Genomic DNA, 22,537 nt, shown 5'->3' with positions numbered 1-22,537 from the left:
CTTAACAAACTGGATTAACGCTTCAGCGCATCGCTCAGTTCATCACGCATGTTGGCCAGCATGGCTTTAACAACGCGTGGGTTACCCGCAACGATGTTGCCGGTAGACAGATAGTTATGGCCGCCGGTGAAGTCACACACGATGGCGCCTGCTTCACGTGCGATCAGCTCGCCCGCTGCAAAATCCCACGGCTTCAGTGACAGCTCGAAGTAACCATCAACGCGGCCGGTTGCCACGTAGGCCAGATCCAGCGCAGCAGAACCGGTGCGACGGAAGTCTGCGCATTCGGTGAACAGTTTGCCCAGGATATTCATATAGGTGGTCGCGTGCTGTTTCGCCTTGAACGGGAAACCGGTCGCCAGGATGGTGCCGTCCAGATCGCGTGCGTTGCTGCAGCGCAGACGGTAGCCGTTCAGCTGTGCGCCCTGACCGCGAGTCGCGGTGAACAGTTCGTTACGCATTGGATCGTAAACAACGGCGACTTCAGTACGGCCTTTAATGCGTACTGCGATAGACACAGAGAAGTGTGGCAGGCGTTTGACGAAGTTGGTGGTGCCATCCAGTGGATCGATAACCCATTGAACATCCTGATCGGTACCTTCATGTTCACCGCTTTCTTCGGTGATGATGGTGTGCTGTGGGTAAGATTTGCGGATCGTTTCGATAATAATCGCTTCTGCGGCTTTATCGACGTTAGTCACGAAATCATTGCTGCCTTTCTGGCTGGTTTCTACGGAGTCTGGCGTTTCGTAGTGTTTGGCAATTACATTACCCGCCTTGCGCGCTGCGCGCACGGCGATGGTCAGCATCGGATGCATCGGTCTCTCTCACTGGATGTTAAAGAACAGGAAAATCGGCGCAGAGTATAGCAGTGGGATCGGATTATGTCTCCCGTTTATGATAATATGCCGGAATATTCTTCAGACGCTGAATTCAGACATTAAAAATTATGCTGCAAAACATTCGAATCGTGCTGGTCGAAACATCGCACACCGGCAACATGGGCTCCGTTGCCCGCGCTATGAAAACCATGGGCTTAACGAACCTGTGGCTGGTTAACCCGCTGGTGAAACCCGACTCGCAGGCTATCGCCCTGGCCGCCGGTGCCAGCGACGTGATTGGCAACGCCCAGATCGTCGATACCCTTGACGAAGCGCTGGCCGGCTGCAGCCTCGTTGTTGGAACCAGCGCGCGTTCGCGCACGCTACCGTGGCCGATGCTCGATCCGCGTGAATGCGGCCTGAAAAGCGTCTCGGAAGCAGAACAGGCGCCGGTTGCGCTGGTGTTTGGCCGCGAGCGCGTTGGCCTGACCAACGACGAGCTGCAGAAGTGTCATTATCACGTCGCGATTGCGGCAAACCCGGAGTACAGCTCGCTGAACCTGGCGATGGCGGTGCAGGTTATCGCATACGAAGTCCGTATGGCGTGGCTGGCGACGCAAGAGAAAGAGATCGAGCCTAAAGAAGAGACGGCTTACCCGCTGGTGGACGACCTTGAGCGTTTCTACGGTCACCTGGAGCAGACGCTGCTCTCAACCGGTTTTATCCGCGAAGGCCACCCGGGTCAGGTAATGAACAAGCTGCGCCGTATGTTTACCCGCGCGCGCCCGGAAAGCCAGGAGCTGAACATCCTGCGCGGGATCCTGGCGTCGATTGAGCAGAAGAATAAGGAATAGTGTCGTCTGTTCGCCGGGTGGCGCTTCGCTTACCCGGCCTACAAAACCGTCGGTCGGGTAGGCGAAGCGCCACCCGACAAAAAACGGCACGGAAGGTTAAATACCTGACTAAAACAGTCAAGTAAATAGTTGACCATTTTAGTCAGGAATGTCAGACTTGGCCCTGCTATGCAATACCCCATTTTACTATAAAAAACCCCGGGCAGGGGCGAGTTTGAGGTTAAGTAAGACATGAGACTGACATCTAAAGGGCGTTATGCCGTGACCGCGATGCTGGACGTTGCGCTCAACTCCGAAGCGGGCCCGGTTCCGTTGGCTGATATTTCTGAACGACAAGGGATCTCCCTCTCTTATCTGGAACAGCTGTTCTCCAGACTGCGTAAAAATGGACTGGTTTCCAGCGTTCGTGGCCCAGGCGGCGGTTATCTGCTGGGTAAAGACGCGGGCAGTATTGCAGTTGGTGAAGTGATTAGCGCAGTTGACGAATCCGTTGACGCGACCCGTTGCCAGGGTAAAGGCGGCTGCCAGGGCGGCGATAAGTGCCTGACCCACGCGCTGTGGCGCGATCTGAGCGACCGTCTGACCGGCTTCCTGAACAACATCACCCTCGGTGAGCTGGTGAATAACCAGGAAGTTCTGGACGTATCGGGCCGTCAGCACGGCCATGATTCCCAACGCAGCACCCGCGCGCAAGACGCAATCGACGTCAAATTGCGCGCGTAATAAAACGATAAAGATTTCAGAATCAGGCCGGGGCGGTCACGCCCCGCGTACTCGGTCGTACATCCAGCCGGTTGCCTGATTCCTTGCATTGAAGCGATGTACGGAGTTTAAAGAGCAATGAAATTACCGATTTATCTCGATTACTCCGCAACCACGCCGGTGGACCCGCGTGTTGCCGAGAAAATGATGCAGTGTCTGACCCTGGACGGAAACTTTGGTAACCCAGCTTCCCGTTCACACCGTTTTGGCTGGCATGCTGAAGAGGCGGTTGATATCGCCCGCAATCAGATTGCCGACCTGGTGGGTGCCGACCCGCGTGAGATTGTTTTCACCTCCGGTGCGACCGAATCCGACAACCTGGCGATCAAAGGTGCAGCCAACTTTTATCAGAAAAAAGGCAAGCACATCATCACCAGCAAAACCGAACACAAAGCCGTGCTGGATACCTGTCGCCAGCTGGAGCGTGAAGGGTACGAAGTGACTTACCTGGCGCCTCAGAGCAACGGGATCATCGACCTGAAAGAGCTCGAAGCGGCCATGCGTGATGACACCATTCTGGTCTCCATCATGCACGTCAACAACGAAATCGGCGTGGTACAGGACATCGCGACCATCGGCGAAATGTGCCGCGCGCGCGGTATCATCTATCACGTGGACGCGACCCAGAGCGTGGGCAAACTGCCTATCGACCTGAGCCAGCTGAAAGTGGACCTGATGTCCTTCTCCGGCCACAAAATCTATGGCCCGAAAGGGATCGGCGCGCTGTACGTTCGTCGTAAGCCACGTATCCGCATCGAAGCACAGATGCACGGCGGCGGTCACGAGCGCGGCATGCGTTCCGGTACGCTGCCTGTTCACCAGATCGTGGGCATGGGCGAAGCCTACCGCATTGCAAAAGAAGAGATGGAAACCGAGATGGCACGCCTGCGCACGCTGCGTAACCGTCTGTGGGACGGCGTGAAAGATATGGAAGAAGTGTATCTGAACGGCGATCTCGAGCAGGGTGCACCGAACATCCTCAACGTCAGCTTCAACTATGTTGAAGGCGAGTCGTTGATCATGGCGCTGAAAGACCTGGCGGTTTCTTCCGGTTCTGCCTGTACTTCTGCAAGCCTTGAGCCATCCTACGTGCTGCGCGCGCTGGGTATGACTGACGAGCTGGCACACAGTTCTATCCGTTTCTCTTTAGGTCGTTTCACTACCGAAGAAGAGATTGACTACACCATCAAGCTGGTTCGCAACTCCATTGGCCGTCTGCGCGACCTTTCTCCACTGTGGGAAATGTTCAAGCAGGGCGTGGATCTGAACAGCATTGAATGGTCACATCACTAATCGGTACATAAGGAGAATTCAATCATGGCATATAGCGAAAAAGTCATCGATCATTACGAAAACCCACGCAACGTTGGCTCTTTTGACAACAGCGACGAATCTGTTGGTAGCGGCATGGTCGGCGCGCCGGCGTGTGGCGACGTGATGAAGTTGCAGATTAAAGTCAACAATGAAGGTATCATTGAAGACGCGCGCTTCAAGACCTACGGCTGCGGTTCTGCTATCGCGTCCAGCTCCCTGGTCACCGAATGGGTGAAGGGCAAGTCTCTGGACGAAGCACAGGCAATCAAGAACACGGACATTGCTGAAGAACTCGAACTGCCACCGGTGAAAATTCACTGTTCAATTCTGGCAGAAGACGCGATCAAAGCCGCTATTGCGGACTATAAAAGCAAACGTGAAGCAAAATAATTGAGGTTTGAGTATGTCGATTACCCTTAGCGACAGCGCTGCCGCGCGAGTAAGCTCATTTCTGGCGAACCGTGGTAAAGGCTTTGGCCTGCGACTGGGCGTACGTACCTCCGGCTGTTCTGGTATGGCTTACGTACTGGAGTTTGTTGATGAACCGGCGTCTGACGACACCGTGTTTGAAGACAAGGGCGTGAAGGTGGTGGTCGATGGCAAAAGCCTGCAATTCCTCAACGGCACTCAGCTGGACTTCGTTAAAGAAGGCCTGAACGAAGGGTTCAAATTCACGAACCCTAACGTCAAAGACGAGTGTGGTTGCGGCGAAAGCTTCCACGTTTAACCGCGCGTCATCCGAAACCCCACCGTGGCGTATCTGCTGCGCGTGGGGTTTGTTCTAACAGGCTACCCCTGAGATTGTTATGGATTACTTCACTCTCTTCGGACTACCCGCTCAATACCCGATTGATCTCCAGGCGCTGACGATCCGTTTTCAGGATCTGCAGCGGCAGTACCATCCGGACAAATTCGCGAGCGGTACTCAGGCAGAGCAGCTGGCTGCGGTTTCCCACTCTGCCACCATCAACCAGGCCTGGCAGACGCTGCGCCATCCGCTGGCGCGCGCTGAATATCTGCTCTCGCTCCACGGTTTTGATCTGGCGAGCGAGCAGCACACCGTGCGCGACACGGCGTTTCTGATGGAGCAGCTGGAGCTTCGCGAAGAGCTCGATGAGATTGAACAGGCCAAAGACGAAGCGCGTCTGGAAAGCTTCATCAAGCGCGTGAAGGGCATGTTCGATACCCGCCATCAGCAGATGGTGGAGCAACTGAACAACGAGACCTGGGACGTGGCGGCAGATACTGTGCGCAAACTCCGTTTTCTCGATAAACTGCGAAGCAGTGCTGAACAACTCGAAGAAAAGCTGCTCGATTTTTAATTTCGGAAGCAATTATGGCCTTATTACAAATTAGTGAGCCTGGCTTAAGTGCCGCACCGCACCAGCGTCGTCTGGCGGTGGGTATCGATCTGGGCACCACCAATTCCCTCGTGGCGACCGTGCGCAGCGGCCAGGCGGAAACGCTGGCCGACGAGCAGGGCCGCCATCTGCTGCCTTCCGTAGTCCACTACCAGCAGCAGGGTCACGCGGTCGGCTATGATGCCCGCGCCAACGCCGCGCGCGATCCGGCCAACACCATCAGCTCCGTAAAGCGCATGATGGGCCGCTCGCTGACCGATATTCAGACCCGCTATCCGCATCTGCCGTATCAGCTGCAGGCCAGTGAAAACGGCCTGCCGATGATCGCGACCGCGGCCGGTCTGCTGAACCCGATTCGCGTTTCCTCCGACATCCTCAAAGCGCTGGCGGAGCGCGCTACGGCGACGCTCGGCGGCGATCTGGACGGCGTGGTGATTACCGTTCCGGCCTATTTTGACGATGCACAGCGTCAGGGCACCAAAGACGCCGCGCGTCTGGCGGGCCTGCACGTTCTGCGCCTGCTGAACGAACCGACGGCGGCTGCGATTGCCTACGGCCTCGATTCCGGTCAGGAAGGGGTGATCGCGGTTTACGATCTCGGCGGCGGGACCTTTGATATCTCAATCCTGCGCCTGAGCCGCGGAGTGTTTGAAGTGCTGGCGACAGGCGGGGATTCCGCGCTGGGCGGCGATGACTTCGACCACCTGCTGGCGGACTACATCCGCGAGCAGGCGGGCATCAGCGATCGCAGCGATGCGCGCGTACAGCGTGAACTGCTGGATGCGGCCATCGACGCCAAAATCGCCCTGAGCGATGCGCAGACGGTCACCGTAAACGTTGCGGGCTGGCAGGGTGAGATCACCCGCGACCAGTTCAACGATCTGATTGCCCCGCTGGTGAAACGCACCCTGCTGGCCTGCCGTCGCGCATTGAAAGATGCGGGCGTTGAGGCAAACGAGGTGCTGGAAGTGGTCATGGTCGGCGGTTCGACCCGCGTACCGCTGGTGCGCGAGCGCGTGGGCGAATTCTTTGGCCGCACGCCGCTGACCTCCATCGACCCGGACAAAGTGGTTGCCGTGGGCGCCGCAATCCAGGCCGATATTCTGGTTGGCAACAAGCCGGACAGCGAAATGCTGCTGCTGGACGTCATCCCGCTGTCGCTGGGATTAGAAACCATGGGCGGCCTGGTGGAGAAAGTGATCCCGCGTAACACCACCATTCCGGTGGCGCGCGCGCAGGAGTTCACCACCTTCAAAGACGGTCAGACCGCGATGTCCATCCACGTGATGCAGGGCGAACGCGAGCTGGTGCAGGACTGCCGCTCTCTGGCGCGCTTTGCGCTGCGTGGCATCCCGGCGCTGCCTGCAGGCGGGGCGCATATTCGCGTCACCTTCCAGGTGGATGCGGACGGCCTGCTGAGCGTCACGGCGATGGAAAAATCCACCGGCGTGGAATCGTCCATTCAGGTGAAGCCGTCCTACGGCCTGACCGATGGCGAAATCGCCTCCATGATTCAGGACTCAATGAGCTACGCCGAGCAGGATGTGAAGGCGCGTATGCTGGCCGAACAGAAAGTTGAAGCCGCACGCGTGCTGGAGAGCCTGAACGGCGCGCTCGCTGCCGATGCCGCGCTGTTAAGCGCCGCTGAGCGCCAGGTGATTGACGAGGCTGCCGCGCACTTAAGCGCTGTCGCAGTAGGCAATGACGCTGACGCAATAGAAGAAGCCATTAAAAACGTTGATAAACAAACCCAGGACTTTGCTGCTCGCCGCATGGACAAATCTGTCCGCGTCGCGCTGAAAGGCCAGTCCGTGGACGAGGTTTAATATGCCAAAGATTGTAATTTTGCCTCATGCGGACCTCTGTCCGGATGGCGCTGTTCTGGAAGCGAAGACCGGTGAAACCATTCTCGATGTTGCCCTGCGTGCAGGTATCGAAGTGGAACACGCCTGTGAAAAATCCTGTGCCTGCACCACATGCCACTGCATCGTGCGTGAAGGTTTCGACTCTCTCGCCGAGAGCACCGAAGACGAAGACGACATGCTGGATAAAGCATGGGGTCTGGAGCCAGACAGCCGCTTAAGCTGCCAGGCCGCGGTGACCGATGAAGATCTGGTCGTGGAGTTCCCACGCTACACCATCAACCACGCACGCGAGCATTAATATGGGACTGAAGTGGACAGACAGCCGTGAAATCGGCGAAGCGCTCTACGACGCGAACCCGGATCTCGATCCGAAGACCGTACGATTCACCGACATGCATCAGTGGATCTGCGATCTGGAGGATTTCGACGACGATCCAAACGCATCCAATGAAAAAATTCTGGAGGCGATTCTGTTAGTCTGGTTAGATGAAGCAGAATAAATAACAAAACGGGCTGCCTTCAGGCGGCCCGTTTGCTAGTTGCTAATAAGGAAAAATAAAATGACCGAAGCGATGAAGATTACGCTCTCTACGCAGCCCGCCGACGCGCGCTGGGGCGAGAAAGCCAGCTACAGCATCAACAACGACGGTATTACCCTGCACCTGACGGGCAACGATGATTTGGGCCTGATCCAGCGCGCCGCGCGTAAAATTGACGGTCTGGGCATTAAGCATGTCTCGCTGGAAGGCGAAGGCTGGGACACTGACCGCAGCTGGGCATTCTGGGCAGGCTACAAAGGCCCGAAAGGCACCCGCAAAATTGAGTGGGCAAACCTTGATGCCGCCGGTCAGAAAGAGCTGGAAAGCCGCCTGCAAATTATCGACTGGGTGCGCGACACCATCAACGCCCCGGCGGAAGAGCTCGGTCCGGAGCAGCTGGCGCAGCGTGCGGTTGACCTGCTGTGCGGCGTGGCGGGCGACAAGATGTCCTACCGCATCACCAAAGGTGAAGACCTGCGCGAGCAGAATTACATGGGCATCCACACCGTGGGCCGTGGTTCTGAGCGCCCTCCGGTCCTGCTGGCGCTGGATTACAACCCAACCGGCGATAAAGAAGCGCCGGTCTTTGCCTGCCTGGTCGGGAAAGGCATCACCTTCGACACCGGCGGCTACAGCCTGAAGCAGAGCGCGTTCATGGACTCCATGAAGTCCGACATGGGCGGCGCGGCAACCATCACCGGCGCGCTGGCGTTTGCGATTACCCGCGGTCTGAACAAGCGCGTGAAGCTGTATCTGTGCTGCGCGGACAACATGGTGAGCGGTAACGCCTTCAAGCTGGGCGACATCATTCGCTATCGCAACGGCAAAAACGTTGAGGTGATGAACACTGACGCCGAAGGCCGTCTGGTGTTGGCCGATGGTCTGATCGACGCGTCTGCGCAGAAGCCAGAGCTGATCATTGATATGGCGACCCTGACCGGCGCGGCGAAAACTGCCCTGGGTAACGACTACCATGCGCTGTTCAGCTTCGACGACAAGCTGGCCGCACGCCTGCTGGCCAGCGCCGCTGCGGAAAACGAACCGTTCTGGCGTCTGCCGCTGGCCGAATTCCACCGCAGCCAGCTGCCGTCCAACTTTGCCGAGCTGAACAACACCGCGAGCGCGGCGTACCCGGCGGGGGCAAGCACCGCAGCAGGGTTCCTGTCCCACTTCGTTGAGAATTATCACGAAGGCTGGCTGCACATTGACTGCTCCGCGACCTACCGTAAAGCGGCGGTTGAGCAGTGGTCCGCGGGCGCGACCGGTCTGGGCGTGCGTACCGTGGCGAACCTGCTGACGGCTGAGTAATCCTCATTGCCCTCACCCTAACCCTCTCCCACGGGGAGAGGGGATGGTTTGCTCCCTCTCCCTTGAGGGAGAGGGCCGGGGTGAGGGGGAAATGCATCATCTGGAATTGTTATGTCAGATACCAAAAACGAATTAGAAACCCTGCTGGAGCAGGCGGCGACCGAGCCCGCCCACCGTCCGGCATTTTTCCGCACGCTGCTGGAGTCCACCGTCTGGGTTCCGGGTACCGCCGCGGAAGGTGAGCAGGTCGTAGAAGACAGCGCGCTGGATCTGCTGCACTGGGAGAAAGACGACGGCACGTCGGTGATCCCGTTCTTCACCTCGCTGGAAGCCCTGCAGGAAGCGGTAGAAGACGAACAGGCGTTCGTGGTGATGCCGGTGCGTACCCTGTTTGAAATGACGCTGGGCCAGACTCTATTCCTTAACGCTAAGCTGCCGACCGGGAAAGAGTTCACGCCGCGTGAAATCAGCCATCTGATAGGTGAAGAGGGCAACCCGCTCAGCACGCAGGAAGTGCTGGAAGGGGGCGAAACGCTGCTGCTGTCTGAAGTGGCCGAACCGCCCGCACAGATGATTGATTCCCTGACGACGCTGTTCAAAACGCTCAAGCCCGTCAGGCGCGCGTTTCTCTGCTCCATCAAAGAGCGCGCGGACGAAAAGCCGGTGCTGCTGATCGGGATTGAAGCCGATGGCGATTTTGACGAGATCGTTCAGGCGGCGGGAAGCGTGGCGACCGACACGCTGCCGGGCGATGAGCCGATTGATATCTGTCAGGTGAAAAACGGTGAGAAGGGCATCAGCCACTTTATTACCGAGCACATCACGCCGTTCTACGAGCGTCGCTGGGGCGGCTTCCTGCGCGATCTCAAAACTAACCGCATCATCTGATTACGGCGGGGTGAATATCACCCCGTTGCTTCCAGCAGCAGTAAATCCATCAGCAGCACCAGATTCGACTCAAACGACGTCACCCCTGCGGCTTCGGCGGCAAAGTGTACCGCTTCGTCATAGAGCGCAAAATGAACGTCGGCCATCTCCGCCAGCGCGTTGGCCGAGGCGCGGGTAAACGCGACGATCGTCATGCCGACGTTTTTGGCAATCCGCGCTTTATCCAGCACCTGCTCCGTTTCACCGCTGCGTGAAACGGCAATGAACACCTGATAGCGGGCGGCATTGCTGAGAAAAATGTTCCGGCTGTCCCCCGGTCCGGAGATAAACGCCGTTTTGCCCATCACCTGCAGCTTCTTGGTCAGGTATTCCGCAAACAGATAAGAAAACCCGGCCCCGTAGAGAAAGAAACTCTCTTTCTGGCGCAGCAGGTTAGCAAACTGCTGGCGTTTGTCCTGGGTGACCCACTGAAAGGTGTGCTGATAGTTGGCGATAAACTGATTAAACAGCGCCGGGAGCTCAGGGGGCGATTGCCCCTGAACGGCAATGTGCGGCGTGTCGGAGAGCAACTGCTTGCAGTGCCAGATAAACTCGCTAAAGCCGCTGAACCCCAGCTTCTGGCACAGCCGCATAATGGTAGCGGTAGAAACGAACGTCGCCTGCGCCAGCTCGCGCACCGTGATGTTGCCCACCAGCAGCGGGTGCTCCGTGAGGTGGGCGAGGACGCGATACTCCGCGCGGGTCAGGGACGCCCCGCGCGTTAACAGCGTGGCCAGGCGGTTATCCATTATTTCGCGGGTTCAACCGGCAGGTCGTCACGCGCACCCCATTCGCTCCAGGCGCCGTCGTAGAGCGTGACGTCGCTTACGCCAAGCGTGGCGAGCGCCAGGATCACCACGCAGGCCGTTACGCCGGAGCCGCAGCTGGCAATAATCGGACGATGTAAATCAACGCCTGCACGGTCAAAAATGGCGCGCAGCTCGTCGGTGGTTTTCAGCTCGCCCTCAAACACTAGATCTCCCCACGGCACGTTCAGCGCGCCCGGAATATGTCCGCGCTTCAGCCCCGGACGCGGTTCATCCGCTTCGGCATTGAAGCGTGGAGCAGGACGGGCATCGACGATTTGCGCCGTTTTTTCATGGCTCACGACCAGCACGTCGGTCAGGCGTTTTACCACGTGGGCGTCAAAGGTCGCGTCGAATTCGCCTTCCGGCAGCGTAACGTCACCCTGCTGAAGCGGCAGCTCGTCGCGCTTCCAGCCCGCCAGCCCGCCGGCAAGAATCGAGACTTTTTCCACGCCGAAGTTTTTCAGCATCCACCACGCGCGCGGCGCGGAGAAGAGGTTACCTTCATCATAGACAACAAGGTGCTTATCTTTGCTGATGCCCAGCTCGCGCATCGCCACGGAAAACGCTTCCGGGCGCGGCAGCATGTGCGGCAGGGGAGAGGTGTGATCGGAGAGGGCTTCAATATCAAAAAATACCGCACCCGGCAGATGCCCGGCACGGTATTCACCGGGCACGTCACGATGCTCTTGCCCCGGAGGGGCCATACGCGCGTCGATAATCTGAACTTCCGGATCGTCGCCGTGCTCGATCAGCCAGTTGGCAGCGACAAAATATGAGGTGGACATGGGTTGCCTCCATTCTTTTCCGTAAAAAAGGATTGTCGGTGTTTTTTCTGACACCGACAAGCTAACCACGTTCAACTCGCGAGCAAGCCCCTATTTTTTCACCGGTTCGCCGTCCTGCCAGGCTTTTTGCAGCGCTGGCCAGTAGTCACGGTTGGCCTCAATCATCTCATCCAGAATTGCTTTTGCATGTTCCATGGTCGGCACGGTGCGGTTGAGGGTAAACGCCTGCAAGGCTTTCTCATAGCTGCCTTCGATAGTCGCCTCCACCAGCAGCTGTTCAGATGCGAGCTGCTGTTGCAAAAGCGTCTGATGGAACAGCGGCACCTGACCGACGCGAATCGGTTCCGGACCTTCGGAGGTAATATAAGCGGGCACTTCCACCACGGCATCGTAAGGCAGGTTGGCGATCGCCCCGCGGTTTTCCACCATCACCAGATGGCGGCTCCGCAGGTTAAAGGCCAGCGAGCGGGCGACATCGACGATAAACTCGCCGTGGACGCCCACGTGGAAGGCGTCCGGCAGGATCCCGGTGCGCTTGTATTCTTCAGCTGCGGCGAACAGCTTTTTCTCGCGCCCGTCCATCACTTCATTGGCGCGGGTATAGTCCGGGTTCTGATGCTCCACGATCTGGTTCGGCATCAGGTAGTACTGCAGATACGGGTTCGGCAGATACTCCGGGAAGTTGTCCATAATGGGCTTGATGTTGCGCCAGGTTTTTACCCATGACGGGTCGGAATGCTGCGGGTCGGTTTTAGCCGCATCTTCCGTCAGCAGGCCAAACTTAGCGATATGCTTACGCAGCTCGGGGAGCTTGTCTTCGCCATCCACCAGCACGCGGGTAAACCAGCCGAAGTGGTTCAGACCGAAGTAGTCGACTTCGAGCTTGTGGCGATCGACGCCCAGAATCGCCCCCATATTGCGCATGGCGGCGACAGGCATATCGCAGATGTTTAGCACGCGCGCGTTCGGGCGCAGCCGACGAACGCCTTCCGCGACGATCGCCGCCGGGTTGGAGTAGTTCACGATCCAGGCTTTTTCATGCGCGTAGCGATCGACCAGATCGATAAGCTCTACCATCGGCAGGATCGTGCGCAGGCCGTAGGCCAGGCCGCCGGGGCCGCACGTTTCCTGGCCGACCACCCCGTGACGCAGCGGGATCTTCTCATCCTGCTCGCGCATTTTATACTGGCCGACGCGCATCTGGGCGAAGACAAAATGCGCGCCGCTGAACGCCACTTCCGGGTCGCTGGTGACGGTGAATTTGATGCTCTGACTGTGGTCGCGAATGACCTTTTCGACGACGGGCGCAATGGTGTTCTGACGCACTTCGTCGATGTCATAGAGGCGGATTTCGGCCAGCGGGAAATCCTGCAGGCGCACCATCAGGCTTTTCACAATGCCCGGCGTGTAGGTGCTGCCGCCGCCGGCAATCGACAGAATAAATGGGGGTGTTAACATTTTTAGCTCCTTTCAGAGAAACGTCTCAACGGCTTCTCGCATTTTTTTGACGTGCAGCCCGTAGACCACCTGAACGTTGTTACCTTGTTTGATAATCCCTTTCGCGCCGGTCGCCTTCAGCCGCGGCTCGTCGATAATGTCGACGTCCTTCACCGTGACGCGTAAGCGGGTGTAGCAGTTGTCCACCACTTCAATGTTTTCCCGACCGCCCAGCCCCACCACGATGGATTCGCCCAGACCGTCGTTATTGCCCTTCGCCTGGTATTCCTGCTTGCTGTAGAGGCGCGTCTCCTGGTCCTCATCTTCACGGCCCGGCGTTTTCATGTTGAAGCGCAGGATCAGGAAGCGGAACACCGCGAAGTAGAGGGCGAACATGATCAGCCCGACCACGATGTACATCGGCCAGTTGGACTTCTCCGTGCCGAGCGGCAGGTTGTAGAGGATGAAGTCGATAATCCCGTTGGCGCCGATGGCGTGAACGCCCAGCAGGGAAAACAGCATCATGCCGATGCCGGTCAGCACCGCGTGCACCACGAACAGCAGCGGGGCGACGAACAGGAAGGAGAACTCAATCGGCTCGGTCACGCCGACCAGCAAAGAGGTCAGCGCCGCCGGGATCAGAATCGCTTTCGCAACGGCTTTACGTTCCGGCTTTGCGGTCATGTACATCGCGAGGGCTGCGGCAGGCAGGCCGAACATTTTGCTGATGCCGCGCGCATCCCATACCACCGTGCTGCTGAGCTGCTTCACGTCCGGGCAGGCCATCTCGGCGAAATAGATATTGCGCGCGCCCTGATAGGTTGCGCCGCACACCTCCTGCGCGCCGCCCAGCTCGGTATAGAGGAACGGCGTATAGACCAGATGGTGCAGGCCGGTGGGGACCAGAATACGCTCCAGGAAACCGTAGATTGCCACGCCAAACGGTCCGGAGCCTTTGATGGCCAGCGCCAGAGCGCTAATGCCGTGCTGGGCAAACGGCCAGAGTTCGCTCATCACTACGCCGAGCAGCATGGAGACGGGAAGCATGACGATGGCGACAAAACAGTGGCCGGAGTAAATCGCCATCGCGCCGTTAAACTGTACGCCGGAGTATTTGTTGTACAGATATCCGGAGAGCGCGCCGGTCAGGATCCCGGCGAAAACGCCCATCTCCAGCACCTGCACGCCCAGCACCATGGTCTGCCCGGCCGCCTTCATCTGGGCTGCTGGCGCCAGCGCGCCCTGCAGCTGCAGCGTGACGTTCATGGCGTTGATGAACACGACAAAGGTCACCAGACCAATCAGCGCGGCATAGCCTTTATCGCGCGTCGCCAGGCCAATCGGGATACCCACGGCAAACACCAGCGCCAGGTTAACCAACACCGACACGGCAGATTTCGCGATAAGCTGACCAGTATGCTGAATCAGAGGATGTCCAAGAAACGGCAGGTACTCCGCGAGATTACCGTTACCCAGCACGTTACCAAAGGCGATAAACAGACCGACGATCGGTAAGATAAGTACCGGTCCGTACAATGATTTTCCAAAATTTTGTAGGGCGTTCACGGCTCGTTTCATGGCTTTCTCTCTTATTGAACCGCGCACTCAGGGTGCGTCATGGTCATAAAACTAGCAGTCCTCAGGCGCGCTTATCCAGCTATCTTCTTGTTTTAAAAACAAATGACCCAAAAGGTAACATGTGACGTTTGGGGCTGTGATCGCGGTTCCATCACGACGTAGCGGCGTGATGCGATTCTGCGAGGCGCTTTCCAGACTCTAAAATTGGACTTTTTGAATTAATGAAACTTGCGGATAATACTTATCCGGACGACGACCAACAGGCCCCATGGGCCAGGGACAAAGGATGAAACCGTTTCGCTTAGCCGCGCTCTCTCTTGCGCTGCTCACCACGTTTACGCTTGTCGGCTGTGATAACAGTGACGATAAATCTCAGGCTGCGGCTCCCGCGGAATCTACCGCATCCACACCGAAAGCTGCAGAAAAGCCAAATGCTGAAACGCTGGCTAAGCTTGCCGCCCGGAGCCAGGGAAAAGCGCTGACCCTGCTGGATGCCTCTGAAGTTCAGCTCGACGGTGCCGCCACGCTGGTGCTGACCTTTTCTGTTCCGCTGAATCCCGAACAGGACTTCGCGAAAACGATTCACGTCGTGGATAAGAAAAGCGGCAAGGTTGACGGGGCGTGGGAACTTGCGCCTAACCTGAAAGAGCTTCGCCTGCGCCATCTTGAGCCTAACCGTAACCTGGTCGTCACCGTTGAACGGGGCCTTCAGGCGCTGAACAAGGCGACGTTCGGCATTGATTATGAAAAAGCTCTTACCACCCGGGACGTTGAACCCTCCGTTGGTTTTGCCAGCCGCGGCTCGCTGCTGCCGGGCAAAGTGGTTGAAGGTCTGCCGGTGATGGCGCTCAACGTCAACAATGTTGACGTCAACTTCTACCGCGTGAAGCCGGAATCGCTGGCCTCCCTTGTCAGCCAGTGGGAGTACCGTAACTCGCTGACCAACTGGGAATCCGATAACCTGCTGAAGATGGCGGAACTGGTTTACACCGGTCGATTCGATCTTAATCCGGCGCGCAATACGCGCGAAAAATTGCTGTTGCCCCTGAAGGATATTAAACCGCTCCAGCAGTCTGGCGTTTATATCGCGGTCATGAACCAGGCCGGGCACTACAACTACAGCAACGCCGCAACGCTCTTTACCTTGAGCGATATTGGTCTGTCCGCTCACCGTTACCATAAACGCCTGGATATTTTCACCCAGAGTCTGGAAAACGGTGCGGCGCAGTCCGGCGTCACCGTCACCCTGTTGAACGATAAAGGGCAGACGCTTGCCGAAGCGAAAAGCGACGGCGATGGCCACGCAAAGCTTGAGACCGATAAAGAGGCCGCGCTGATCCTGGCCAGTAAAGACGGCCAGACCACGCTGCTTGACCTTAAGCTTCCTGCGCTGGATCTGGCAGAGTTCGATATTGCCGGTAGCCCTGGCTACAGCAAGCAATTCTTTATGTTTGGCCCACGCGATCTCTACCGACCGGGTGAAACGGTGATTCTCAACGGTCTGCTGCGCGACAGTGACGGTAAGCCACTTCCGGATCAGCCCGTGAAGCTTGACGTGCTGCGTCCGGATGGACAGGTCGCGCGTACGATCGTCGTCAAGCCAGAGAACGGACTCTATCGCTTTAACTATCCGCTGGACAGCGGGGCGCAGACCGGCATGTGGCATATCCGCGCCAACACGGGCGATAACCTGCAGCGCCTGTGGGACTTCCACGTTGAAGACTTCATGCCAGAGCGTATGGCCCTCAACCTGACCGGGCAAAAAGCCCCAGTTTCACCGCAGGATAACGTCGACTTTAACGTGGTGGGCTATTACCTGTATGGCGCACCGGCCAACGGTAATTCTCTGCAGGGCCAGCTCTTCCTGCGTCCGCTGCGTGACGCGGTGGCCGCGCTGCCGGGCTTCCAGTTTGGCGATATCGCCGAGGAGAACCTGAGCCGCAGCCTGGATGAAGTGCAGCTTACGCTGGATGAGCAGGGGCGTGGGCAGGTTTCTACCGAAAGCCAGTGGAAAGAGGTGCACTCTCCGCTGCAGCTGATCCTGCAGGCCAGCCTGCTGGAGTCGGGCGGTCGTCCGGTGACGCGTCGTGCTGAGCAGGCCATCTGGCCCGCAGCGGAATTGCCGGGTATTCGCCCTCAGTTCGCCAGTAAAGCCGTTTACGACTACCGCACCGATACGACCGTCAACCAGCCGATTGTTGATGAGAACGGCAACGCCAGCTTCGACATCGTGTATGCCGATGCCAGCGGCGCGAAAAAAGCGGTTTCCGGTTTGCAGGTTCGCCTGATCCGCGAGCGCCGCGACTACTTCTGGAACTGGTCTGAGAGCGAAGGCTGGCTGTCTCAGTTCGATCAGAAAGATCTGGTCGAAGGTGAGCAGGAGCTGACGCTCAAGGCCGACGAGACGGGTAAAGTCACCTTCCCGGTGGAGTGGGGCTCTTATCGTCTGGAAGTGAAAGCGCCTGATGAGATGGTCAGCAGCGTGCGCTTCTGGGCGGGGTACAGCTGGCAGGATAACAGCGACGGCACAGGAGCCGCGCGCCCTGACCGCGTGACGCTGAAACTGGATAAGCCAGCCTATCAGCCAGGCGACACCATCAACCTGCACATTGCCGCGCCAGCCGCAGGCAAGGGCTATGCGATGATCGAGTCCAGCGAAGGGCCGCTGTGGTGGAAAGAGATCGACGTACCGGCAAACGGGCTGGATCTCGCTATCCCGGTCGACAAAGCCTGGAAACGTCACGACCTCTACCTGAGTACGCTGGTAGTACGTCCCGGAGATAAATCCAAATCCGCCACGCCGAAACGCGCGGTCGGCCTGCTGCATCTGCCGATGGGTGACGAAAATCGCCGCCTGAACATTGCGCTCGATAACCCGCAGAAAATGCGTCCAAACCAGACGCTCTCGGTGAAGGTGAAGGCCAGCGTGAAAGAGGGGGCCGTGCCGCAGAAGGTGAACGTCCTGGTATCGGCGGTGGACAGCGGCGTGCTGAACATTACCGATTACGTCACGCCCGATCCGTGGCAGGCTTTCTTTGGTCAGAAGCGCTACGGCGCGGATATCTACGATATTTACGGCCAGGTCATTGAAGGGCAGGGCCGTCTGGCCGCGCTGCGCTTTGGTGGCGATGGGGATGAACTGAAGCGCGGCGGCAAACCGCCGGTGAACCACGTCACCATCATTGCCCAGCAGGCGCAGCCGGTCACGCTGGATGCCAACGGGGAAGGCACAATTACATTGCCGATTGGAGACTTCAACGGCGAGCTGCGTCTGATGGCGCAGGCCTGGACGGAAGAGGATTTCGGCAGCAGCGAAAGCAAGATTATCGTGGCCGCGCCGGTCATTACCGAGCTGAATACCCCGCGCTTCCTGGCAAGCGGAGATACCTCGCGGCTGACGCTGGATATCACCAACCTGACCGACCAGCCGCAAACGCTGAATATCGCCCTGAACGCGACAGGCAAACTGGCGCTGGAAGGCGCACAGCCTCAGCCGGTTCAGCTGCCACCGGGGGCGCGCAATACGCTGTTTATTCCGGTGCGCGCACTGGACGGTTATGGTGATGGTGAAATAACCGCACAGGTAACGGGTCTGCAGCTTCCGGGCGAAACTTTCGCACCGCAGCAGAAGAGCTGGAAAATCGGCGTGCGTCCGGCGTTTCCGGCGCAGACGGTGAATACCGGTGCCATGCTGAACCCTGGTGAGTCCTGGACCGCACCGGCGCAGCACAGCAACGGTTTCTCTCCTGCTACCCTGCAGGGACAACTGCTGCTGAGCGGTAAACCACCGCTCAACCTGGCGCGCTATATTCGCGAACTGCAGGCCTATCCGTATGGCTGTCTGGAGCAGACCACCAGCGGCCTGTTCCCGTCGCTCTACACCAACGCGGCGCAGCTTACAGCACTTGGCATCAAGGGCGACACCGATGACAAGCGCCGTGCAGCGATTGATATTGGCATCTCCCGTCTGTTGCAGATGCAGCGTGAAGACGGTGGGTTCGCGCTGTGGGATAAAAACGGTCCGGAAGAGTACTGGCTGACGGCCTACGTGACCGACTTCCTGGTGCGAGCGGGTGAGCAGGGTTACAGCGTGCCTGCCGACGCAGTGAATAATGCCAATAGCCGCCTGCTGCGCTACCTGCAGGATCCGGGCATGATGTCCATTCGCTACAGCGACGATACTCAGGCCAGTAAATTTGCCGTGCAGGCCTATGCCGCTCTGGTGCTGGCACGTCAGCAAAAAGCGCCACTGGGCGCGCTGCGTGAAATCTGGGATCGCCACGCTCAGGCGGCTTCCGGGCTGCCGCTGATGCAGCTGGGCATGGCGCTCAAACTGATGGGCGATGCCCCGCGCAGCCAGCAGGCGCTGGACCTGGCACTTAAAACGCCGCGCAACGATAGCAAAACCTGGATGGCCGATTACGGCAGCCAGCTTCGCGATAACGCGCTGATGCTCTCTCTTCTGGAAGAGTACAAGCTCCTGCCGGATGCACAAAATACGCTGCTGAACGCCCTGTCTGAACAGGCCTTCAGCCAGCGCTGGCTGTCAACGCAGGAGAGCAATGCGCTGTTCCTGGCCGGTCGTTCGCTGCAAACCTTGTCCGGAACGTGGCAGGCGAAAACGTCTCTGTCTGAGACCGCAGCAGGCGGCGATAAGTCACTGGTGCAAAACGTGAGCGGCGACCAGCTTGGCGCGCTGCAGGTCACCAATACCGGAACGACACCGCTGTGGGTACGCCTGGACAGCACCGGTTATCCGGAATATGCCCCTCAGCCGAGCTCGAACGTGCTGCAGGTTGAACGCCATATCCTGGCAACCGACGGCAGCAGTAAATCACTTTCTTCCCTGAAGAGCGGCGAGCTGGTGCTGGTGTGGCTGGAAGTTAAAGCCAGCCAGAACGTGCCGGATGCGCTGGTGGTGGATCTCCTCCCTGCGGGTCTGGAGCTGGAAAACCAGAACCTGGCGAGCAGCAGCGCCAGCCTGCAGGACAGCGGCAGTGAGGTACAGAACCTGCTCAGCCAGATGCAGCAGGCTGACATTCAGCATATGGAATTCCGCGACGACCGCTTTGTGGCGGCCGTGCCGGTAAATGAAGGTCAGCCGGTCACGCTGGTTTATCTGGCGCGCGCCGTGACGCCGGGAACCTACCAGGTGCCGGTTCCGATGGTCGAGTCTATGTATGTGCCGCAGTGGCGGGCAACGGGTGCGGCCAGCGGCCCGCTGATTGTTGTTCCGTAATATGCCAATGGCACGTTTGACACGCTCCCGCTGGCTATGGCTGGCGGGAGCGCTTCTCGTTTTATGGGGGCTGATTGTCGTCGCCGACCGTCTGTGGCCGCTGCCTCTGAAAGAGGTCAATCCCGCCCGGGTGGTGGTGGATGAGAAGGGCACGCCGCTGTGGCGCTTTGCCGATAGCGACGGGATCTGGCGCTATCCGGTGACGATCGAAGAGGTCTCTCCCCGTTATCTTGAGGCGCTGATCCAGTACGAAGATCGCTGGTTCTGGGATCACCCCGGCGTAAATCCGCTTTCTGTCCTGCGCGCCGCCTGGCAGGATCTCAGTTCCGGGAAAGTCATCTCTGGCGGAAGCACGCTCACCATGCAGGTCGCGCGGCTGCTGGACCCGCATCCCCGCACCTTTGGCGGCAAAATTCGCCAGCTCTGGCGTGCCATGCAGCTGGAGTGGCATCTTTCCAAACGCGAAATCCTCACGCTCTATCTCAACCGCGCGCCGTTTGGCGGTACGCTGCAGGGCGTCGGCGCGGCAAGCTGGACGTATCTGGGCAAGCCGCCGTCGCAGCTCAGCTATTCCGACGCGGCTCTGCTGGCGGTGCTGCCGCAGGCACCGAGTCGTTTACGCCCGGATCGCTGGCCTGAACGGGCTGAAGCGGCGCGCAATAAAGTACTCGACCGCATGGCGACGCAGGGGGTCTGGTCCGCAAAGCAGGTCAAAGAGTCCCGTGAAGAATCGGTATGGCTGGCGCCCCGGCAGATGCCGCAGCTGGCGCCGCTCTTTGCGCGCATGATGCTCGGCAAAAGTCGCGACACGAAAATTATCACCACGCTGGATGCCGGACTGCAGCGGCAGCTGGAAGAGCTGGCGATGAACTGGAAATCCCGCCTGCCGCCACGCAGCTCGCTGGCGATGATCGTGGTCGATCATACCGATATGAAAGTGCGCGGCTGGGTGGGATCGGTGGATATCAACGATGACACGCGTTTTAGCCATGTGGATATGGTCAATGCGATCCGATCCCCGGGATCGGTGTTAAAACCCTTTATTTACGGCACGGCGCTGGACGATGGCCTGATCCATCCCGCCTCGCTGCTTCAGGACGTTCCCAGAAAAACCGGTGATTATCGGCCCGGGAATTTTGACAGCGGGTTTCATGGACCGGTCAGCATGAGTGAAGCGCTGGTACGCTCCCTCAACCTGCCTGCCGTTCAGGTGCTGGAAGCCTACGGACCAAAACGATTTGCCGGGATGCTGAGCAACGCAGGCTTGCCGCTGATCCTGCCTGCGGGGGCGCAGCCGAATCTGTCTCTGATCCTCGGTGGGGCAGGCGCGCGGCTGGCAGATATTGCTGCGGCCTACAGTGCTTTTGCCCGACACGGTAAGGCGGGAAGGCTGCGCCTGCAGCCGGGCGATCCGCTGACTGAACGTCCGCTGTTATCACCAGGCTCGGCGTGGATTATTCGCCGTATTCTGGCCAATGAAGCGCAGCCGCTGCCGGATAATGCGCTACAGCAGGTTGCGCCGCTGGCGTGGAAAACCGGCACCAGCTATGGCTACCGTGATGCCTGGGCCATCGGTCTGAATGCCCGTTATGTGATAGGCATCTGGACCGGACGACCGGACGGCACGCCCGTGGCGGGACAGTTTGGGTTTGCCAGCGCGGTTCCGCTATTAAATCAGGTTAATAACCTGCTTCAGTCGCGCTCAACGGTAGACGAAGCCCGCCTGCCGCGCGATCCGCGTCCGGCAAGCGTCGGGCGGGGCGTGATCTGCTGGCCGGGCGGACAGTCGCTGCCGGAAGGCAGTGAAAACTGTCGACGCCGCCTGTCGACCTGGCTGCTCGAAGGCAGTGAACCGCCCACGCTGCTCCTGCCCGAACAGGAAGGTATTCGCGGCATTCGTTTCCCGGTCTGGCTGGATAAAACGGGCAAACGCGTGGCCGCAGATTGCCCGGATGCTACTGAAAAAGTCCTGGATGTATGGCCGCTGCCGCTGGAGCCGTGGCTGCCCGCAACCGAGCGTCGTGCGGTACGGGTTCCCCCTTCATCCACAACCTGTCCTCCACTCTCGCAGGACGCACCTGCGCCACTCATTCTGACCGGCGTGCGCGAAGGGGCCGTTATCAAACGTCTACCGGGGGAATCCCGCGTTTCGCTGCCGCTTCAGGCGACCGGCAACAGCGGTGAGCGCTGGTGGTTTTTGAACGGTGAACCGCTGGGTGTGAAGGGAAGCGTTTACACATTACAGCTTGATAAACCGGGCGATTATCAGTTAATCGTTATGGATGAGACCGGGCAGGTCGCGACGGTGAATTTTACGCTGCAGTGAACTGAAAACAGCTTTCAGATGTGAGCTGTTGCTAAAACTCGTCTTATTTTAAAAAAATGTTACCTGAATCCATAGGCAATGGCGTCATTGCTCATTATAATCCGCGCCACACCATACTCAGGTATGCAAAACAACAGAACATTGACAGAGGTTATCATGGCTATTGAACGTACTTTTTCCATCATCAAACCAAACGCGGTGGCAAAAAACGTTATTGGCAGCATCTTCGCTCGCTTTGAATCTGCAGGGTTCAAAATTGTTGGCACCAAAATGCTGCACCTGACCGTTGAGCAGGCTCGTGGCTTCTACGCTGAGCACGAAGGTCGCCCATTCTTTGACGGCCTGGTTGAGTTCATGACCTCCGGTCCAATCGTGGTGTCCGTGCTGGAAGGCGAAAACGCAGTTCAGCGTCACCGCGACCTGCTGGGCGCAACCAACCCGGACAACGCGCTGGCAGGTACTCTGCGCGCTGATTATGCAGACAGCTTCACCGAGAACGGCACCCACGGTTCTGACTCTGTTGAATCTGCTGCACGCGAAATCGCTTTCTTCTTCGCAGAAGGCGAAGTGTGTCCACGTACCCGTTAATTTAACGGTTTCGTTTACACATTA

At 58.4% G+C, this 22,537-nt stretch carries 19 protein-coding genes; 14 read left to right on the top strand and 5 right to left on the bottom strand.

Annotation, left to right across the window (positions count from 1 at the left end; genetic code table 11):
- Positions 1-14: 14 nt before the first annotated feature.
- Positions 15-818: an inositol-1-monophosphatase gene (gene suhB / locus V1587_RS19005; protein WP_024908639.1), complete on the bottom strand. Its 804-nt coding sequence runs from the start codon at positions 816-818 to the stop codon at positions 15-17.
- A 131-nt stretch (positions 819-949) separates the two neighbouring features.
- On the opposite strand from suhB, the gene trmJ reads away from it, so the two are divergent.
- From trmJ to sseB, 11 genes are all read left to right on the top strand, one after another.
- Positions 950-1,675: a tRNA (cytosine(32)/uridine(32)-2'-O)-methyltransferase TrmJ gene (gene trmJ / locus V1587_RS19000; RefSeq protein WP_090420213.1), complete on the top strand. Its 726-nt coding sequence runs from the start codon at positions 950-952 to the stop codon at positions 1,673-1,675.
- A gap of 231 nt (positions 1,676-1,906) precedes the next feature.
- Positions 1,907-2,398 carry a Fe-S cluster assembly transcriptional regulator IscR gene (gene iscR, locus V1587_RS18995; RefSeq protein WP_045399615.1) on the top strand — a complete coding sequence of 164 codons (492 nt, stop codon included), beginning with the start codon at positions 1,907-1,909 and terminating at the stop codon, positions 2,396-2,398.
- Positions 2,399-2,515: 117 nt separating this feature from the next.
- The gene (gene iscS / locus V1587_RS18990) at positions 2,516-3,730 is read left to right on the top strand and encodes a cysteine desulfurase (RefSeq protein ID WP_008502157.1); all 1,215 of its coding nucleotides are present in this window, start codon (positions 2,516-2,518) and stop codon (positions 3,728-3,730) included.
- Between the two features lie 24 nt (positions 3,731-3,754).
- Positions 3,755-4,141: a Fe-S cluster assembly scaffold IscU gene (gene iscU / locus V1587_RS18985; protein WP_003860661.1), complete on the top strand. Its 387-nt coding sequence runs from the start codon at positions 3,755-3,757 to the stop codon at positions 4,139-4,141.
- Between the two features lie 13 nt (positions 4,142-4,154).
- Positions 4,155-4,478 carry an iron-sulfur cluster assembly protein IscA gene (iscA, locus tag V1587_RS18980; RefSeq protein WP_003860659.1) on the top strand — a complete coding sequence of 108 codons (324 nt, stop codon included), beginning with the start codon at positions 4,155-4,157 and terminating at the stop codon, positions 4,476-4,478.
- Positions 4,479-4,557: 79 nt separating this feature from the next.
- Positions 4,558-5,073, top strand: a complete 516-nt coding sequence (hscB, locus tag V1587_RS18975; protein ID WP_371897447.1) for a co-chaperone HscB — start codon at positions 4,558-4,560, stop codon at positions 5,071-5,073.
- A gap of 14 nt (positions 5,074-5,087) precedes the next feature.
- Complete coding sequence (hscA, locus tag V1587_RS18970) at positions 5,088-6,938, top strand: Fe-S protein assembly chaperone HscA (protein ID WP_371897446.1); 1,851 nt, start codon at positions 5,088-5,090, stop codon at positions 6,936-6,938.
- 1 nt (position 6,939) lies between these two features.
- Positions 6,940-7,275 carry an ISC system 2Fe-2S type ferredoxin gene (gene fdx / locus V1587_RS18965; RefSeq protein ID WP_003860652.1) on the top strand — a complete coding sequence of 112 codons (336 nt, stop codon included), beginning with the start codon at positions 6,940-6,942 and terminating at the stop codon, positions 7,273-7,275.
- 1 nt (position 7,276) lies between these two features.
- The gene (gene iscX, locus V1587_RS18960; protein ID WP_003860650.1) at positions 7,277-7,477 is read left to right on the top strand and encodes a Fe-S cluster assembly protein IscX; all 201 of its coding nucleotides are present in this window, start codon (positions 7,277-7,279) and stop codon (positions 7,475-7,477) included.
- A gap of 60 nt (positions 7,478-7,537) precedes the next feature.
- A complete protein-coding gene (gene pepB, locus V1587_RS18955; protein ID WP_371897445.1) occupies positions 7,538-8,824 on the top strand; it encodes an aminopeptidase PepB in 1,287 nt (428 codons plus the stop codon).
- Positions 8,825-8,935: 111 nt separating this feature from the next.
- Positions 8,936-9,712 carry an enhanced serine sensitivity protein SseB gene (gene sseB, locus V1587_RS18950; protein ID WP_032648693.1) on the top strand — a complete coding sequence of 259 codons (777 nt, stop codon included), beginning with the start codon at positions 8,936-8,938 and terminating at the stop codon, positions 9,710-9,712.
- A gap of 17 nt (positions 9,713-9,729) precedes the next feature.
- Here sseB and V1587_RS18945 read toward each other — a convergent pair whose 3' ends face one another.
- The 4 genes from V1587_RS18945 to V1587_RS18930 all read right to left on the bottom strand — a co-directional run bounded on the left by V1587_RS18945 (position 9,730) and on the right by V1587_RS18930 (position 14,360).
- On the bottom strand, positions 9,730-10,500 hold the full coding sequence (locus V1587_RS18945; RefSeq protein ID WP_371897444.1) for a MurR/RpiR family transcriptional regulator: 771 nt from the start codon (positions 10,498-10,500) through the stop codon (positions 9,730-9,732).
- Entirely contained in the window at positions 10,500-11,345 is an 846-nt protein-coding gene (gene sseA / locus V1587_RS18940) for a 3-mercaptopyruvate sulfurtransferase (RefSeq protein WP_371897443.1), read from the bottom strand. The genes V1587_RS18945 and sseA overlap by 1 nt, the downstream gene beginning before the upstream one ends.
- Before the next feature lie 90 nt (positions 11,346-11,435).
- Positions 11,436-12,803, bottom strand: a complete 1,368-nt coding sequence (locus V1587_RS18935) for a 6-phospho-alpha-glucosidase (protein ID WP_371897442.1) — start codon at positions 12,801-12,803, stop codon at positions 11,436-11,438.
- Positions 12,804-12,815: 12 nt separating this feature from the next.
- Entirely contained in the window at positions 12,816-14,360 is a 1,545-nt protein-coding gene (locus V1587_RS18930) for a PTS transporter subunit EIIC (RefSeq protein ID WP_371897441.1), read from the bottom strand.
- 286 nt (positions 14,361-14,646) lie between these two features.
- Between V1587_RS18930 and V1587_RS18925 the strand changes: the two genes are divergently transcribed.
- The 3 genes from V1587_RS18925 (at position 14,647) to ndk (ending at position 22,513) form a co-directional block, all read left to right on the top strand.
- Positions 14,647-19,599, top strand: coding sequence for an alpha-2-macroglobulin (locus V1587_RS18925; RefSeq protein ID WP_371897440.1), 4,953 nt, complete (start codon positions 14,647-14,649; stop codon positions 19,597-19,599).
- 1 nt (position 19,600) lies between these two features.
- A complete protein-coding gene (pbpC, locus tag V1587_RS18920) occupies positions 19,601-21,925 on the top strand; it encodes a peptidoglycan glycosyltransferase PbpC (protein WP_395314453.1) in 2,325 nt (774 codons plus the stop codon).
- Positions 21,926-22,081: 156 nt separating this feature from the next.
- Positions 22,082-22,513, top strand: a complete 432-nt coding sequence (ndk, locus tag V1587_RS18915; RefSeq protein WP_003860625.1) for a nucleoside-diphosphate kinase — start codon at positions 22,082-22,084, stop codon at positions 22,511-22,513.
- The last annotated feature ends 24 nt before the right edge of the window (positions 22,514-22,537 follow it).

This window comes from Enterobacter sp. ECC-249 (assembly GCF_043965265.1).
Lineage (GTDB): Bacteria > Pseudomonadota > Gammaproteobacteria > Enterobacterales > Enterobacteriaceae > Enterobacter > Enterobacter quasiroggenkampii.
Note: the sequence above shows the minus strand (reverse complement) of the source record. Positions and strands in the feature narration are given on the sequence as shown.

Excerpts from the sequence above, each read along its gene's own strand:
- suhB (WP_024908639.1), bottom strand. The coding sequence starts at position 818 with ATGCATCCGATGCTGACCATCGCCGTGCGCGCAGCGCGCAAGGCGGGT.
- trmJ (WP_090420213.1), top strand. The coding sequence starts at position 950 with ATGCTGCAAAACATTCGAATCGTGCTGGTCGAAACATCGCACACCGGC.
- iscR (WP_045399615.1), top strand. The coding sequence starts at position 1,907 with ATGAGACTGACATCTAAAGGGCGTTATGCCGTGACCGCGATGCTGGAC.
- iscS (WP_008502157.1), top strand. The coding sequence starts at position 2,516 with ATGAAATTACCGATTTATCTCGATTACTCCGCAACCACGCCGGTGGAC.
- iscU (WP_003860661.1), top strand. The coding sequence starts at position 3,755 with ATGGCATATAGCGAAAAAGTCATCGATCATTACGAAAACCCACGCAAC.
- iscA (WP_003860659.1), top strand. The coding sequence starts at position 4,155 with ATGTCGATTACCCTTAGCGACAGCGCTGCCGCGCGAGTAAGCTCATTT.
- hscB (WP_371897447.1), top strand. The coding sequence starts at position 4,558 with ATGGATTACTTCACTCTCTTCGGACTACCCGCTCAATACCCGATTGAT.
- hscA (WP_371897446.1), top strand. The coding sequence starts at position 5,088 with ATGGCCTTATTACAAATTAGTGAGCCTGGCTTAAGTGCCGCACCGCAC.
- fdx (WP_003860652.1), top strand. The coding sequence starts at position 6,940 with ATGCCAAAGATTGTAATTTTGCCTCATGCGGACCTCTGTCCGGATGGC.
- iscX (WP_003860650.1), top strand. The coding sequence starts at position 7,277 with ATGGGACTGAAGTGGACAGACAGCCGTGAAATCGGCGAAGCGCTCTAC.
- pepB (WP_371897445.1), top strand. The coding sequence starts at position 7,538 with ATGACCGAAGCGATGAAGATTACGCTCTCTACGCAGCCCGCCGACGCG.
- sseB (WP_032648693.1), top strand. The coding sequence starts at position 8,936 with ATGTCAGATACCAAAAACGAATTAGAAACCCTGCTGGAGCAGGCGGCG.
- V1587_RS18945 (WP_371897444.1), bottom strand. The coding sequence starts at position 10,500 with ATGGATAACCGCCTGGCCACGCTGTTAACGCGCGGGGCGTCCCTGACC.
- sseA (WP_371897443.1), bottom strand. The coding sequence starts at position 11,345 with ATGTCCACCTCATATTTTGTCGCTGCCAACTGGCTGATCGAGCACGGC.
- V1587_RS18935 (WP_371897442.1), bottom strand. The coding sequence starts at position 12,803 with ATGTTAACACCCCCATTTATTCTGTCGATTGCCGGCGGCGGCAGCACC.
- V1587_RS18930 (WP_371897441.1), bottom strand. The coding sequence starts at position 14,360 with ATGAAACGAGCCGTGAACGCCCTACAAAATTTTGGAAAATCATTGTAC.
- V1587_RS18925 (WP_371897440.1), top strand. The coding sequence starts at position 14,647 with ATGAAACCGTTTCGCTTAGCCGCGCTCTCTCTTGCGCTGCTCACCACG.
- pbpC (WP_395314453.1), top strand. The coding sequence starts at position 19,601 with ATGCCAATGGCACGTTTGACACGCTCCCGCTGGCTATGGCTGGCGGGA.
- ndk (WP_003860625.1), top strand. The coding sequence starts at position 22,082 with ATGGCTATTGAACGTACTTTTTCCATCATCAAACCAAACGCGGTGGCA.